Genomic DNA, 13,868 nt, shown 5'->3' on the forward strand with positions numbered 1-13,868 from the left:
CAACGCCCACCACGGGCGAGATGGGGCCGGAAGGAAATGGTGGGCCCGGAGGGGCAGCAATCGAAAAGCCAAGTCAAGGACTTGGACTGTCAAACCAGCGAAAATCGTCTCATTGAAGCACAAGAGCTTTTCGCCAGATCGTCAAACCCCGAGCCGCCCGATTCGGAACGAAAAAGCCCCGACGGGCCGGCAAGCACCGTCGAGGCTGATCTTCGAAATCTAGGGCAGTCGCAGAATACTCCCACCATCAGCGACGATCAAGCCATCTGGCAAGAATACACGATCGTTCACCGCCAACCTCGCACGGCGGTCTACTGGAACACCAATGACCACGTCGTCATTCGCCAAGAGCCGCTTGAGCTCGATGAAGATGATGTCGTCGTCACGATCGATCCGGCGCACCTGCCGGCGCTGATAGAGCGTCTGAAGCAGATGCTCGAGCAGGTGGCGATATGAGCAAGAAGAAGGATCAAAACCGCTGGGGGCGCATGCCAAACGCTGCCACCTTCGATCCCAGGCTGTGCGACGAGGCCAAGCTGGTACTGATGGCTTTCGCTTCCTACGCCGACGCCGATGCCGTGTGCTATCCGGGCCTCGACACTATCGGCGACCGGTTGGATATGAGCCTCCGCACCGTCCAGCGGCATGTGAAGGACGCTACCGATTGCGGCTATCTGGAATACTTGGGCAAGAAAACCACGCCCAAAGGTCACTATGTCAAGCACTGGCGCCTTCTCTATCCAGACCCTGAAGCGAGCCCCAAGATCATCCGCGGCCTGGTTGCCAGAAGCAAAAACAGGAAGGGAAAAACGTCACCCGGTGACGCTTTTGTGGCCCCCAACCACGAGGAAAAAACGTCACCGGGTGACGTTTTCACCCCCGAAAACGCGTCACCCGGTGACATGGAAAAACGACACGATGAGAGCGAAAAAGCGTCACCCGGTGACGCTTCCCTCTTAGAAGTAGCCCATCTTAGAAGTAGCCCATCTGAAGTAGCCCAGTTTACGGCGCGACAAGCCGCGCCGTCCGAAGACGACGACATTCCCCTTGGTGATGACTACGGGTGGGAGGGCAATAGCGATGAAGCGGCCTGATCCGTTCTACCGATCCGCCACCTGGAAGCGGCTCCGCCGGCTTGCTCTTGAGCGGGATAGGGGCACCTGCACGGTCAAAGGCTGTGGTGCGCGTGCCACCCACGTCGATCACATCGTGAGCAGGCGCCAGGGTGGTGCTGATGCCCTCAGCAACCTGCGCAGCCTGTGCAGCACCCACGATGCCCAGATCAAGGAACGCCCCGACGGCACCCGCAAGCGCGGTGGCGTGGCCGTGGTGGTTGGCTGCGATGCCGATGGGTGGCCCCTCGACCCGGCGCACGACTGGAACACGAAGCGATGACGACGCAAAAAATCGCTCATAGCTGGGAGCTTCCGACCGTCCGGGAGATTTGCCTTGAGTTAGTTTCAGATCGCGAGGCCCACTGATGGGCGCTCGAGGTCCCGGCGCAAAGCCGGTGCGGGCCGGTCTGCGGGGAGGTTCTGGACCGTCCCGCAAACCTTCCCGCAAAGCCCCTGCCCGGCCCGCCTGGAAGCGTTCGGGGCTGTCCAGGGGGCAAAGGGTCATCAAGTTCGTCGAAACGCTGCGGGTGACGCTGGGGCCGGACGCCGGCAAGCTCTTCCGGCTCCGGGACTGGCAGAAGAGGATCATCCGGCGGGTCTATGACGGCAGCAATGCCGACGGCACCCGCTTGGTGCGCATGGCCCTGCTAACGATGGGCCGGAAGAACGGGAAAACCGCCTTGGTCGCCGCCCTCGCCCTGGCGCATTTCGTCGGACCCGAAGCCGAACCCCGTGGCCAAATCGTCTCGGCCGCCGCCGACAAGCAGCAGGCGGCGATCATTTTCCGAGAAATGAAGGCGATGATCCTGGCAGACCCCGGCCTGTCCGACCGGATCCTGATCCGAGATTTCAATCGCGAAATGGAGGACGCCGAGACCGGCTCGACCTATCACGCGCTGTCATCGGACGTCGCCACCAAGCACGGCCTCAACCCCTCCCTGGTGGTCTATGACGAGCTCGCCCAGGCTCCCGATCGGCAGCTATTCGACGTGCTCGAAACCAGCCAGGGCGCCCGGGCCAATCCCCTGTTCTGGGTGATCTCGACGCAATCGGCGGACCCGAACTCGGTAATGTCGGAACTGGTAGACCATGCCAAGGACGTCGAGGCCGGGGTTGTCGAAGATCCACGCTTCGCCGGTTTCGTCTTTGCGGTGCCGGACGATGCCGACCCGTTCGACGAGAGCCAGTGGCACCTCGCCAACCCGGCGCTGGGTGATTTCCGCAGCCTTGAGGAACTGCGGGCCTATGCCGCAAAGGCCAGGCGCGCTCCGGCCCGCCTGCCATCGCTCCGCAACCTCTATCTGAACCAGCGCACCGATTCGGTCGCCGGCCTGATCAACGCTCTCGACTGGAAGGCCTGCGCCGGCACCGTCGACCCCGATTCGCTCACCGGCGCCGGATGCTTCGGCGGCCTCGACCTCAGCCAGTCCAAGGACCTCACGGCACTGGTGCTGTACTTCCCCGATAGCGGCGCCGTGCTGGTCCATGCCTGGACGCCCGGCGACACCCTGCAGGAGCGCCAGGAGAAAGACCGCCAGCCCTATGCGATCTGGCGGGACAACGGTGTGCTCTATGCTCCGCCCGGCCGCGTGATCGATAAGCAGATCGTGGCAGCAAAAGCGGCCGAACTGTCGGAACGGTACGATATCCAGGGCATCGCCTACGACCGCTGGCGCATTGAGGAATTGAAGGCGCAACTCGACAAAGACGGCATCGAATTGCCACTTGAGGAATGGGGTCAGGGCTTCCGCGATATGTCCCCAGCGATCGACACGCTCGAAGATCTCGTGCTGGAGGCCAAGCTCCGGCACGGCGGCAATCCGCTGCTGACTTCGCATGTCGCCGCAGCGGTGGTGGACGTTGACCCGACCGGCGCGCGCAAACTCAACAAGCGCAAGGCGCGGTCGCGGATCGATTGCCTGCAGGCGCTTTGCATGGCGGTGGGGCTAGCCGCGCGGGCACCGGCAGAAACCGATTATGATTTCGATCGGTTGGTGATCGCGGTGTGATGGGTCATTGCGGCCTAGATCATTGGAAGCCGGGCGGCAACTTGTCGACGCATCCGAGATCCTTCCAACTCTTCGGATCGGCAGCATCGCCACCAAGGAATTCCTTGCAAGCGCGCCAATCGCCGACTTGAAGTTGCGCGGGAGAGATTATCGGTTTTTCCGGGATGCCGATCCCGAACCAAGTAAGAATTTGAAGGACTGCGAGAGCGCCGCCACAAGCAGCGGAGACAAACGTGATGATAGCCGCCGCCTTCTGCCATCCGACAAACTGAATCGCGCTACGTGTGACGATCGGCTTGTGGTTGAACATCAGCTCGGCGGTATCGATATCGACGCCAAGCTCAAACTTGTCGCCGTACTGGAAGATCGTTTCGTATTTTCCCATGACCTACTCCCTGCAGTCGTTCTTGACAGTCTCTCGGAAGGCGCGCATCGTGTCCATGGTGCTCAAAACACCTTGATTGCATAGGCGGCCACCGTCCCGACAGACTGGTGAACCCAAGCCTTACATTGTCGGGGGTGCGACGGAATAAGGCCCGCAAGGGCACGAAGAAGTCCGCGCGACCTATGCCGCGTTTTGAGCCCCCGGCGCCAGGCCGGGACCCTGGCACATGGCCTCAAAAGCCACGCATAGGAGCCATCATGAGCACGAACGCCACCCGTCACCGTGCGGCGAGGACCGCGACCCCCAACGACAACTACATCCTCGAACAATGGCGCACATGGAATGCCGCGCGGATAGAAATTTCAGCTGCTCGGAAGAAGTTAGCTCGTCTCGAGGCAAAGTTGCCGGAAGACTTGAAAGCTTGTGCGGTGAAAGTCGGCACGAGCAAAGAACGTTGGATACGACTCTGCAGGACCAATGCAGAGATCGACGAAGCATCGAAATACCAGCTTGCCACTGCCAATGGCCTAGTGCCGATGGAAAAATCCGCGCGGGCTTACAAGGCAGAGCTGAGGGATATCCAGAAGCGCCGACGTCAAGCCGTTGAGAAGCTCGGGATCAGTAAGCTTCAAACCGAGGTACTTCCACCTCTCCTGAAGACGTGGTCGGAGGCAGAGAATCGCCTGGAGAAGGTCAGAAATCCTTCCCCCTTGGCCTCCGCCATTCGACTGCATATGCAGATGGCGAACGTCTCCGAGATCTTTGACGCTTATCAAATGCGATTTAGCGCAGCAATTCTGCGCGACCTGCTGCCTGCATTGCCGGCAGAAATGACCGCTGTAATCGCTCCGCTGGTTCGTCGGGTGCAAAGGCTCGCAGGAAGCTAACAGCAAGACGGAACGAGCCACCCCAGCCCCGCCCTTACCGGCGGGGCTTTTCATCTTCAGCGGTAGCAGGCCGGCTGCAATTCCTGCTGAGACAACGTGCAACTTTCGACAGCATCTCGTGTGAAGCCCTTTGTCTTCATGCATGCTTGCATGGACTCTCGAACGGGCATCGGCGCTGTCGACGCGCCAGCATCAACAGGTTCGCCGGGAAACATCTTCATGACCTCGAACTTGCATGCGTCGAACGCCTCACTCTTCTTGCTTCCGTCATCGCAGCCGCCAAGGATGGCGGCCGCGAAAATGATCAGCTGCACTGCCCTCATGGGAATAATCCGGGGACTTCACAAGACGATCGCGGAGACCGGCAGGTCCTCCCCGGCTTCATCCGCTATTGCTCGATCTACAGCCTCGATCTGAGTCTGAACTTCCAAGAAGTCTGGCCCCCAAGCACTGCCGGCATCTGACTCCTGGGACCGCCCCATGCGCTGTCCCTGGGCCTCTTTGGCAATGTCCCTGCGTCGGCTCACGAGCGCTTGGCGCAACTCTCGAAGAGCGATGACGAATTCGTTTTCCAGGACCTCGATTTCCATCTTTCCCTCCCTGATTGCAGCACCATCCTGGCACAACCGGAGAATGTACGGAAAGGGCCCAGGATTCTGGCGTTTTTATCTTTGGGCGTAATCTGCGGGATATTCCCAAAGATTCTTCTTGACGTTCTCCAATGGCCGGCTCAATCTCTGGGGACTCCCCAAGGATTTTCTGGAAGATATCAAGATGAAGCTCAACGATCTTTGCGCCCACTTCGTGCCGCTACTCGAACTGCCGCTCTCGGACTTCACCGAACTGCTGCGGGCGCTGAAAGAGCAGAGCGACCATTTCGATATCACCAAGTATCCCGAAATGATCGAGCGGAGCGCGCTTTACGATGACTCCGGGGTCAATGCAGAAATCCTGAAAGCGCGGGCGGGCCCCGGTGGCGGCCTCAATGCCGATCCGTTTCTCGCCGCGTTCTTCCTGACTGCTTTGCTCGTCAACGGTGGCCGAAAGGATGTCGCCCACCGGACGTGGCGGGCTTGGCACATGCACGTCGCCGGCTCGGTCCTCACGGGTTGGGGTGACAACCCCAAATTTGACATCAAGACTTGCCCCCTGACCGGCCAGCACCTCTTTGGGAACGCCTTCAAGGTCATTCTCGGCGATGAACATATCGCCAGAACGATCGAAGAGATTCGCATCAGTTCCGCGCAGTTCGCTGAAATTCAGTACGACGGTGGTGCGGTTTCCAGGTTCGAGGGCAGCGGCCATAAGCTCCGATCCTCGACCGGCGTCAGCACCACGATCGCACTTTCCGGCGCCGCCATCGCAAGCATCGCCGATCTACTAAAGCAGTAGAGGAGATACATTCACCGTTCTACGCAGATCGGAGTTTCTTTGCCCCTCGCTCTATCCGGCGGCCCCGCGGTCGGGCCGAGCGAACAAAGCGCCGACCACCGAGCGCGAGGGGTCTCATCGTTAATCGAGGGCGATGAGGATTTTCATGCATGTGGAATCGGCACATGACCGCATCAATTTCGCCCGCGTCGTGAGACGCCGGCCCATAGCCAACGCCGTGATGGCGCCGGCAATCCCGGAAGGATGCTGCAGCATCCTTCCATTGATGGAGAGGTAAATGAACCAGGATCTACATTCGACCATCTACCCCAAGCGTGGCATCAGCCCCGCAGCGGCCGGTACCGACAACACCGCCTACGTTTCGCAGATCATCGATCGCCTCGGCTTCGACAGCCTCGAATTCCTGATCCTGATCGGTGCCAACACCGACGCCGACGCCACCTTCGCGGTGCTCTTCGAGGATGGCGATGATCCGGCCCTTTCCGATCATGCCGCGGTCGACGATGCCCAGCTTCTCGGCACCGAGGCCTTGGCCGGCTTCACTGCCGCCAATGATGACAACAAGGTCAAGAAGATCGGTTACGTCGGCAGCAAGCGATACTGCCGTGTGACGATTACGCCGAGCGGCAACAACTCCGGGAATATCTACATCGCTGGTGTCTGGTTGCTCGGTCATCCCCGCGAAATGCCGACGGCTAACCCGCCGGCCTAAACAGTTTGCCCGCAGCGTCGTGATGACGCCGCATCCCCGCCCCGGTCAGCACCGGCCCCACCAGCTGACCGGGGCACTGATGGAAAGGTCAGAAGATGAATCGACTTGAAGAACTCCGCGCGAAGCTTCGGAAACTGACCGCAGAAATGCGCCAGATCACCGACAACCCCGCCGCCAACGGCGAACATTCCCCCGAACAGAACGCCAAGTTCGACGCCCTCAAGGCCGAGGCCGACAGCGTCGAGAAGCTGATCGAACGTGCTGCGGTACTGGACGAACTGGAGCGCCGCTCCGGCGGCCCACAAGTCGTCACCAGCGGCGATGCCCGCTTCGATGATCTCTGTGGCCGGGTCAGCCTGTGTCGCGCCATCGCCTCGACCTTTGAAACGGGTATCGATGCCGGCCTCGAAAAGGAAGTCAGCACCGAGCTCGCCCGCCGCACCGGCAAGACGCCGCAGGGCATCCTGATCCCGCATCATGCCTTTCTCGAGCGCCGTGTCGGCCAGGTCGCTGCGAATAGCGTCTATGGTGGCGCCCTGGTACCGGACCAGTACCGCCCGGACCTCATCGTCGATCGCCTCCGCAATGCGTCGGTGCTTTCGCAGCTTGGCGTCACGACGCTCTCCGGCCTCATGGGCCGCGTCGTCATCCCGAAAATCACTGGATCGACGTCGGTGGAATGGATCGGCGAAAACGAGGAAGCGACCGAATCCGATATGGAATTCGGCAGCATGGCGATTTCACCCAAGACGGTTTCGGGCCAGGTCGCGATGAGCCGATCGCTGCTGATGAACAGCAACCCCTCGATCGAAAGCCTGGTGCGCAGCGACATCGCCAAGATAGTCGCCGAAGCTGCGGACGCTGCGGCCCTCACCGGAACCGGCGTCAAGGATCCGAAGGGCATTCTGAACTACACCGACCTGCCCACCGTCGCGATGGGAACCGATGGCGCCGGCTTCGGCACCAATCCCGCAAGCCTCGACAAAATCCTCGACCTCATCGCCAAGGTGGACGTCGCCAACGCCCTCAGCGGGAACTTGAAGTTCCTGATGAATGGCAAGACGCTCACCACCATCGCCCGCGCCAAAGACACGACGGGGCAGCAGCTTCGCGAAGCGGCAACCCTTCCCAACAGCCTGATGGGCTATCCGGTCGGCCGATCGAATGCGGTGCCATCCAATCTCACCAAGGGCAGCGGCACGAACCTCTCGGCCCTGATCTATGCCGATTGGAGCCAGATGATCCTGGGATATTGGGGCGGCCTCGATATCCTTGCGAATCCGTACAGCCGGGCGGCCAAGGGCGCGGTCCTGCTGCACCTCTTCCAGGACCTCGACGTCGGCGTCCGCCACATTGAAGGCTTCGCCGCCATCGAAGATCTCATCACCGCGAGCCTCTAATGGCTGGCCCTGAAATGGAGCGGCGCGCTATCACAGAGATGCGCGCCGCGGGGCGGCGACTGACCGGTTACGCCGCCCGTTTCCATGCCGAAGCCCGGATCGCGAATTTCATCGAGGTCATCAAGCCTGGCGCCTTTGCCGACACACTGCGCAGCAATGGCGACATCCTCGCCCTGGTCGATCACGACACCAGCAAGGTGCTCGGTCGCACCCGCAGCGGCACCTTGAAGCTGATCGAGGATGCCCGCGGCCTCGAATTCGATCTCTCCCTTCCCGACACCCAGCTTGGCCGCGACATGCTCGCCCTGGCCGAACGCGGCGATCTCGGCGGCATGTCGTTCGGGTTCCGCGTGCCGGCCGGTGGTGAGACATGGGAGGGCAAGGCCAAGCGCACCCTGACCCGCGTCGACCTTGCCGAGATCTCCGTGGTGCAGGCGTGGCCGGCCTACGACGCCACCACCGTCCAGGCGCGAACCAAGGCAACGATCAACCGCGCGGCCTACATGCGCATGGTGACGGAGAGCTTTCGCTGATGAAGATCCTCGATCTCTTCCGGCGCGAGAAGCGCAGCGCGGCCGATCGGTTCTCATCGATCATGGCGGCCCATGCCGGCGTGCCCCTGGTCGCCCTCAGCAGCATCGGCGCAGAGAACCTAAGCATGGTTTACGCCGCCACGCAGGCCATTGCAGGCGGCCTCGCCTCCCTGCCTGTCTGGGTCTATCGCGTGACCCCGAAGAGCCGGCAACTGGTCGACGATCATCCGCTGATGTCCTTGGTGCGCAGCGGCGTCAATCACCACCAGACCTGGCCGGATTTCATCGAATGGCTGGTCGCCGAAATCCTGCTGCAGGGCAACGGTCTTGCCCGCATCGAAACCGACGGCAACGCCCGCCTCACGGCCCTGTGGCCCTGCCCCTGGCGCAACTCTTCGGCCATCCTCACCGGCTCGGGCCGCCTGGTCTATGACGTCACGGAAATGGCCGGCATCTATGGTGCCGGCGGCAGGATGCTGCGGTTCGGGCAAGACGATGCCTTGCATGTTCGTGACCGCAGCGATGACGGCATGATCGGCCGCAGCCGGTTGAGCCGGGCTGGCCGCGCCTTTGCGACGGCGATGGCCACGGACGAACATGCCGAGGCGTCCTTTCGAAATGGCATGACGCCGAGCGGCGCTTTCTCTTTCGAGGGCAAGCTATCCGAGGCAGCGTTCGCGAGAGCCAAGCAGATCATTGAGGAGAGATTCGCCGGCACCAGCAATGCCAAGAAGGTCTTGCTACTGGAGAACGGGGCCAAGTACGCGCCGATCTCCGTTACACCCGAAGACGCCGAGCTTCTGGAAAGCCGCCGCTTTAGTGGCGAGGAAATCGCGCGCATCTTCGGTGTGCCGCCCGCCATCGTCGGCGATCTCACGCACGGCACCTTCACCAATTCCGAGACCGCCGGCCGCTGGTTCGCACAGCACACCTTGCGGCCCTGGGCCAGGAAGCTGCAGGCGGCGATGGCTCGGGCTCTCTTCACCGAGGAAGAACGCCGCGATCACGAGATCGAATTCGACCTTTCCGACCTCTTACGTGGCGACCCGGAAAGCCGGTGGAAATCGCATCAGATTGCAGTCGCGGCCAAGATCCTGACGCCGAACGAAGTCCGCGAGATTGAGGGATTCAATCCGCGCGAAGGCGGAGAGGAGTTCAGCGAACCAGCGGCTGCGATACCGAATGGAGGTGTCGCATGATCGCTATCCACCTTCACGGTGCCGCCGGGCAAATGTTCGGGCGCCGCTTCGATCTCGATATCAAAACACCATCCGAGGCTCTTCGCGCGCTGTCGCGGCTGCTCGCCAAGAAGAACTTCACGGAATTCCTGCGCCAGGGCGAATGGCGGGTCATCAAGGGCCCGACGAAGTCCGCTATTCGCGAGGGCCGCGATCTCGAGGCCGATCATCTCGACATGCTGTTCGGTCAGAAGCGGGAATTGCACCTCATACCTGTTGCCGCGGGTTCCAAGAAAGCCGGCATCGGCAAAATTATCGCCGGGGTCGTCATCATCGCGGCGTCAATTGTGACCGCCGGTGCAGTGGGTGCTTTTGCCACCGTCGGCATGGCGGCGACATTCGGCTCCGCTACGGCGGCAACCGCCGGCACCTTTGCCATCACATACGCCAACGTCGCCATGTTCGGCGCCTCGCTCCTACTGGGCGGCATCAGCCAGATGCTGGCCGGCAATCCCAAGGCGCAGCACGTCAACAGCCGCGAAGACAGCACGCAGCGGGTCTCCGGGCTGTTCAATGGCCCGGTCAACGTCTCCGAGGAGGGCCAGGCGCTGCCGCTGGTCTATAGCGGTCCGGATGGTGTCATCGTCGGGTCGGTCGTTCTGAGTTCCGGCATGACGACGGAACAGCGTGCCGCATGATGGCCTTCGTTCAAAGCTGTCAGATCATCTTCATTGCGCTCGGCATGCTATGGCGGCGCTGCAGGAAGGCATTCACTGACGGATATCGGGACGAGGTGCACCGTCGACGGTCGCGAGGCCTGCCCCGATGACGACGCCCCGGCACTTCACCCAAACCGATGTCGCCCGTGCCTGTAGGGGCGCGATGGCGGCCGGACTGCCCGTGGCCCGGGTTGAGATTGATCCCATAACATGCAAGATCATGGTCATCGTGGGGGCTGGCACGGCGCCGGAAGCGGCTACCGAGGCCAATGAGTGGGATGGCGCCGATGATGAGACGGCCTAGGCTGCCGTACGTGCAGGAATTCAAGGATCGGCACGGCAAGGTGCGCCGGTACTTCAGGCGCCCTGGCTTCAAGCCGCTGCCACTGCCCGGCCTCCCCGGCTCAACCGAGTTTCAAGAGGCCTACCGTGCCGCGTTGGACGGTGCCGGCGGTAAAATTGAGATTGGCATCGATCGATCGGCGCCTGGTTCGGTTGCCGCCGCGGTGGCCTCCTACATCGCCTCAGCTGCATTCGTGGCGCTGGCGGATGAGACACGCCGCACGCGGCGCAACATCCTCGAGCGGTTCCGAGAAAAACATGGCGACAAGAGAATCGCGAAGCTGGAGCCACATCACATCCAGAAGATGGTGCTCGACAAAGCTGCGACACCGAGCGGCGCGCGCAATTTCTTAAACACGCTCCGGGCATTGATGCAGCATTGCCTCTTGGTCCGACTGATCAAAATCGACCCGACGATCGGCGTGAAGCGGATCAAGATCAAGACGGATGGCTATGCGACCTGGAGCGAGGACGATATCGCCAAGTTCGAGAAGCGGCACGCGATCGGCACCAAGGCACGCTTGGCGCTCGGGCTATTGCTCTTCACCGCCCAGCGGCGCGGCGACGTGATCCGCATGGGCCGGCAGCACGTCGACAATGGACTGATCCGGGTCAAGCAGAGCAAGACCGGCATCAACCTTCAGATCCCGATCCATACCGACCTGCAGGTCATTCTCGACAAGACGCCCAGCGAGCATCTGACTTTCCTCACAACCGCATACGGCCAGCCCTTCACGGCCGCGGGCTTTACGAACTGGTTCCGGGAGCGCTGCAATGAAGCTGAGATACCCAACGGCCTATCGGCTCACGGCCTACGCAAGGCGGCGTGTCGACGGCTCGCTGAGGCCGGCTGCAGCGCCAATGTCATCGGGTCCATTAGCGGTCATGTTTCGTTGAGGGAACTCCAGAGGTATACTGCGGCAGCGGATCAAAAGCGCATGGCGGCCACCGGCATGGCCACCGTGACCAAGGCATTCCCGACCGGATCGGGAACATCGAGTGTCAAACCCAAGAGGAAGGTTTGACAATTCCGCACTTAAGTCTTTGAAACGAAAGGGCAGAAAGATGAGAATGGTGGGCCCGGAGGGACTCGAACCCCCGACAACACCGTTATGAGCGGCGCGTTCTAACCGCTGAACTACGGGCCCCAGAGGAGGCGGCGGATGCGCCGCCTCACCCTTTAGGTGTCGAGGAAGCTGCGGAGCTTCCGCGAGCGGCTGGGATGCTTCAGCTTCCGGAGCGCCTTCGCTTCGATCTGGCGGATACGTTCGCGGGTGACCGAGAATTGCTGGCCGACTTCCTCGAGCGTGTGGTCGGTGTTCATGCCGATGCCGAAGCGCATGCGGAGCACGCGCTCTTCGCGGGCGGTGAGTGTCGCCAGCACGCGCGTCGTGGTTTCGCGCAAATTCGCCTGGATGGCGGCATCGAGCGGCAGCACGGCGTTCTTGTCTTCGATGAAGTCGCCCAGATGCGAATCTTCCTCGTCGCCGATCGGCGTTTCGAGGCTGATCGGCTCCTTGGCGATCTTCAGGACCTTGCGCACCTTTTCGAGCGGCATCAGCAGCTTTTCCGCCAATTCCTCCGGCGTCGGTTCGCGGCCGATTTCGTGCAGCATCTGGCGGCTGGTGCGCACCAGCTTGTTGATCGTCTCGATCATGTGCACCGGGATGCGGATGGTGCGGGCCTGGTCGGCGATCGAGCGGGTGATCGCCTGGCGGATCCACCAGGTGGCATAGGTCGAGAATTTGTAGCCGCGGCGATATTCGAACTTATCGACCGCCTTCATCAGGCCGATATTGCCTTCCTGGATGAGGTCGAGGAACTGCAGGCCGCGGTTCGTGTACTTCTTCGCGATCGAGATGACGAGACGAAGGTTCGCCTCGACCATTTCCTTCTTGGCGCGGCTGGCTTCGCGTTCGCCCTTCTGCACCGTGTTGACGATGCGGCGGAAATCGCCGATCGGCAGGTTGACGAGCGTCGCGATCTCGGAGATGCCGCCGCGGATGTTCTTGGCCTCGTCCTTATGGTCGGTCGCGAATTTCTTCCATCCCTTGCCGGTCAGCTTGCCGACCTTGGCGATCCATTTCGGATCAAGCTCGGAACCGTAATATTTCTGCAGGAACTCCTCGCGCTTGACACCCGCCTTGGCGGTCTGGCGCATGAGCTGGCCTTCAAGTCCCATGAGGCGGCGGTTGAGGCCGTACATCTGGTCGACCAGGGCCTCGATGCGGTTGTTGTTGAGCCGCACCGTGCGCATCAGCTCGACCATTTCGAGCTTCTGCTTCTCATAGGCCTTTTCCGAGCGCGGGTTGAGTTCCTCGCCCGCTAGGATCGTTTCGAGGCGCTTCAGCTGCACCTTCTCGAGCTTCTTCTGCAGCGCCGCGATCTTGTCGAAGGTCTCAAGGACCTGCGGCATCAGCGTGAGCTCCATCGAGGCGAGCGAGACCGCGGCTTCCTCGCCTTCCTCGCCTTCGGCACCGGCGGGCTTGCCCTCGCCTTCGCCCTCAGCCTCGGCTTCCTCGGCCTCGGCTTCTTCGCCTTCGAGGTCGGCCTCGTTCTCGCGCATCATCTCTTCTTCGGTGCCGGGCACACCGCCCATGCTGGCATCGAGATCGATGATGTCACGCAGCAGCAACTCGCCGGCTTTCAGCTTGTCGCGCCATTCGACGATGCAGCGATGGGTGGTCGGGCTTTCGCCGATGCCGCCGATCATCATGTCGCGTCCGGCTTCGATGCGCTTGGCGATGGCGATTTCGCCTTCGCGCGACAGCAGCTCGACCGAGCCCATTTCGCGCAAATACATGCGCACCGGGTCGTCGGTGCGGCCGACATCGCTGTCGCCGAGATTGCCGGCGGCCTTGCCTTCTTCTTCCTCTTCGCCGCCCTCGGCCTTGCCTTCTTCCTCGCCCTCTTCGCTTTCCTCATTCTCGACGACATTGATGCCCATGTCATTGAGAAGCGCGAGCGTGTCTTCGATCTGCTCGGAAGACATCTGCTCCTGCGGCAGGACGGCGTTGAGCTCGTCAACGGTGACGTAGCCGCGCTCCTTGGCCTTGGCGAGCATCTTGCGGACGGCGGCATTCATGCCGTCCATCAACGGACCCTCGGCGGTCTCTTCCTTGGGCTTGGCGGCGTCGGCCTGGGGTTTCGCGGTCGGTTTGGTTGCCATCTAATGTCACCTGAGCTCTTTGAGCGT

General features: G+C 61.6%; 17 protein-coding genes and 1 tRNA gene. 13 read left to right on the top strand and 5 right to left on the bottom strand.

Annotated elements, in window-relative coordinates; all coding sequences use genetic code 11:
• The first annotated feature begins 36 nt into the window (after positions 1-36).
• From ACE3PP_RS20230 to ACE3PP_RS20245, 4 genes are all read left to right on the top strand, one after another.
• Entirely contained in the window at positions 37-456 is a 420-nt protein-coding gene (locus ACE3PP_RS20230; protein WP_374385104.1) for a hypothetical protein, read from the top strand.
• Entirely contained in the window at positions 453-1,094 is a 642-nt protein-coding gene (locus ACE3PP_RS20235; protein ID WP_374385105.1) for a helix-turn-helix domain-containing protein, read from the top strand. Before ACE3PP_RS20230 ends, ACE3PP_RS20235 begins: the two co-directional genes overlap by 4 nt.
• Positions 1,081-1,395, top strand: coding sequence for an HNH endonuclease (locus ACE3PP_RS20240; RefSeq protein WP_374385106.1), 315 nt, complete (start codon positions 1,081-1,083; stop codon positions 1,393-1,395). The genes ACE3PP_RS20235 and ACE3PP_RS20240 overlap by 14 nt, the downstream gene beginning before the upstream one ends.
• Before the next feature lie 247 nt (positions 1,396-1,642).
• Positions 1,643-3,124 carry a terminase large subunit gene (locus tag ACE3PP_RS20245; RefSeq protein ID WP_374385107.1) on the top strand — a complete coding sequence of 494 codons (1,482 nt, stop codon included), beginning with the start codon at positions 1,643-1,645 and terminating at the stop codon, positions 3,122-3,124.
• A gap of 19 nt (positions 3,125-3,143) precedes the next feature.
• On the opposite strand, the gene ACE3PP_RS20250 is transcribed toward ACE3PP_RS20245, so the two are convergent.
• Entirely contained in the window at positions 3,144-3,509 is a 366-nt protein-coding gene (locus ACE3PP_RS20250; protein WP_374385108.1) for a hypothetical protein, read from the bottom strand.
• A 257-nt stretch (positions 3,510-3,766) separates the two neighbouring features.
• Here ACE3PP_RS20250 and ACE3PP_RS20255 point away from each other — a divergent pair, with 257 nt between their 5' ends.
• Positions 3,767-4,396 (top strand): hypothetical protein, encoded by a 630-nt coding sequence (locus tag ACE3PP_RS20255; RefSeq protein WP_374385109.1) that lies wholly within the window; start codon positions 3,767-3,769, stop codon positions 4,394-4,396.
• A gap of 56 nt (positions 4,397-4,452) precedes the next feature.
• Here ACE3PP_RS20255 and ACE3PP_RS20260 read toward each other — a convergent pair whose 3' ends face one another.
• Together ACE3PP_RS20260 and ACE3PP_RS20265 are read right to left on the bottom strand one after the other, a co-directional pair.
• Complete coding sequence (locus ACE3PP_RS20260) at positions 4,453-4,719, bottom strand: hypothetical protein (protein ID WP_374385110.1); 267 nt, start codon at positions 4,717-4,719, stop codon at positions 4,453-4,455.
• An 18-nt stretch (positions 4,720-4,737) separates the two neighbouring features.
• Positions 4,738-4,986: a hypothetical protein gene (locus tag ACE3PP_RS20265; RefSeq protein WP_374385111.1), complete on the bottom strand. Its 249-nt coding sequence runs from the start codon at positions 4,984-4,986 to the stop codon at positions 4,738-4,740.
• A 118-nt stretch (positions 4,987-5,104) separates the two neighbouring features.
• Between ACE3PP_RS20265 and ACE3PP_RS20270 the strand changes: the two genes are divergently transcribed.
• The 8 genes from ACE3PP_RS20270 to ACE3PP_RS20305 all read left to right on the top strand — a co-directional run bounded on the left by ACE3PP_RS20270 (position 5,105) and on the right by ACE3PP_RS20305 (position 11,697).
• The gene (locus tag ACE3PP_RS20270; RefSeq protein WP_374385112.1) at positions 5,105-5,788 is read left to right on the top strand and encodes a hypothetical protein; all 684 of its coding nucleotides are present in this window, start codon (positions 5,105-5,107) and stop codon (positions 5,786-5,788) included.
• 277 nt (positions 5,789-6,065) lie between these two features.
• Entirely contained in the window at positions 6,066-6,500 is a 435-nt protein-coding gene (locus tag ACE3PP_RS20275; RefSeq protein WP_374385113.1) for a hypothetical protein, read from the top strand.
• Between the two features lie 95 nt (positions 6,501-6,595).
• Entirely contained in the window at positions 6,596-7,900 is a 1,305-nt protein-coding gene (locus tag ACE3PP_RS20280; RefSeq protein ID WP_374385114.1) for a phage major capsid protein, read from the top strand.
• Entirely contained in the window at positions 7,900-8,433 is a 534-nt protein-coding gene (locus ACE3PP_RS20285) for an HK97 family phage prohead protease (protein WP_374385115.1), read from the top strand. Before ACE3PP_RS20280 ends, ACE3PP_RS20285 begins: the two co-directional genes overlap by 1 nt.
• Positions 8,433-9,632, top strand: coding sequence for a phage portal protein (locus ACE3PP_RS20290; protein WP_374385116.1), 1,200 nt, complete (start codon positions 8,433-8,435; stop codon positions 9,630-9,632). The genes ACE3PP_RS20285 and ACE3PP_RS20290 overlap by 1 nt, the downstream gene beginning before the upstream one ends.
• Positions 9,629-10,309 carry a hypothetical protein gene (locus tag ACE3PP_RS20295; RefSeq protein ID WP_374385117.1) on the top strand — a complete coding sequence of 227 codons (681 nt, stop codon included), beginning with the start codon at positions 9,629-9,631 and terminating at the stop codon, positions 10,307-10,309. Before ACE3PP_RS20290 ends, ACE3PP_RS20295 begins: the two co-directional genes overlap by 4 nt.
• A 127-nt stretch (positions 10,310-10,436) precedes the next feature.
• Entirely contained in the window at positions 10,437-10,634 is a 198-nt protein-coding gene (locus tag ACE3PP_RS20300) for a hypothetical protein (protein ID WP_374385118.1), read from the top strand.
• Positions 10,609-11,697 carry a tyrosine-type recombinase/integrase gene (locus ACE3PP_RS20305; protein WP_374385119.1) on the top strand — a complete coding sequence of 363 codons (1,089 nt, stop codon included), beginning with the start codon at positions 10,609-10,611 and terminating at the stop codon, positions 11,695-11,697. The genes ACE3PP_RS20300 and ACE3PP_RS20305 overlap by 26 nt, the downstream gene beginning before the upstream one ends.
• A 47-nt stretch (positions 11,698-11,744) precedes the next feature.
• On the opposite strand, the gene ACE3PP_RS20310 is transcribed toward ACE3PP_RS20305, so the two are convergent.
• Together ACE3PP_RS20310 and rpoD are read right to left on the bottom strand one after the other, a co-directional pair.
• Positions 11,745-11,820 (bottom strand) — tRNA-Met (locus ACE3PP_RS20310).
• 32 nt (positions 11,821-11,852) lie between these two features.
• The gene (rpoD, locus tag ACE3PP_RS20315; RefSeq protein ID WP_374385120.1) at positions 11,853-13,841 is read right to left on the bottom strand and encodes an RNA polymerase sigma factor RpoD; all 1,989 of its coding nucleotides are present in this window, start codon (positions 13,839-13,841) and stop codon (positions 11,853-11,855) included.
• Positions 13,842-13,868 lie beyond the last annotated feature (27 nt).

The organism is Dongia sp., from assembly GCF_041910485.1.
Taxonomy (GTDB): domain Bacteria; phylum Pseudomonadota; class Alphaproteobacteria; order Dongiales; family Dongiaceae; genus Dongia.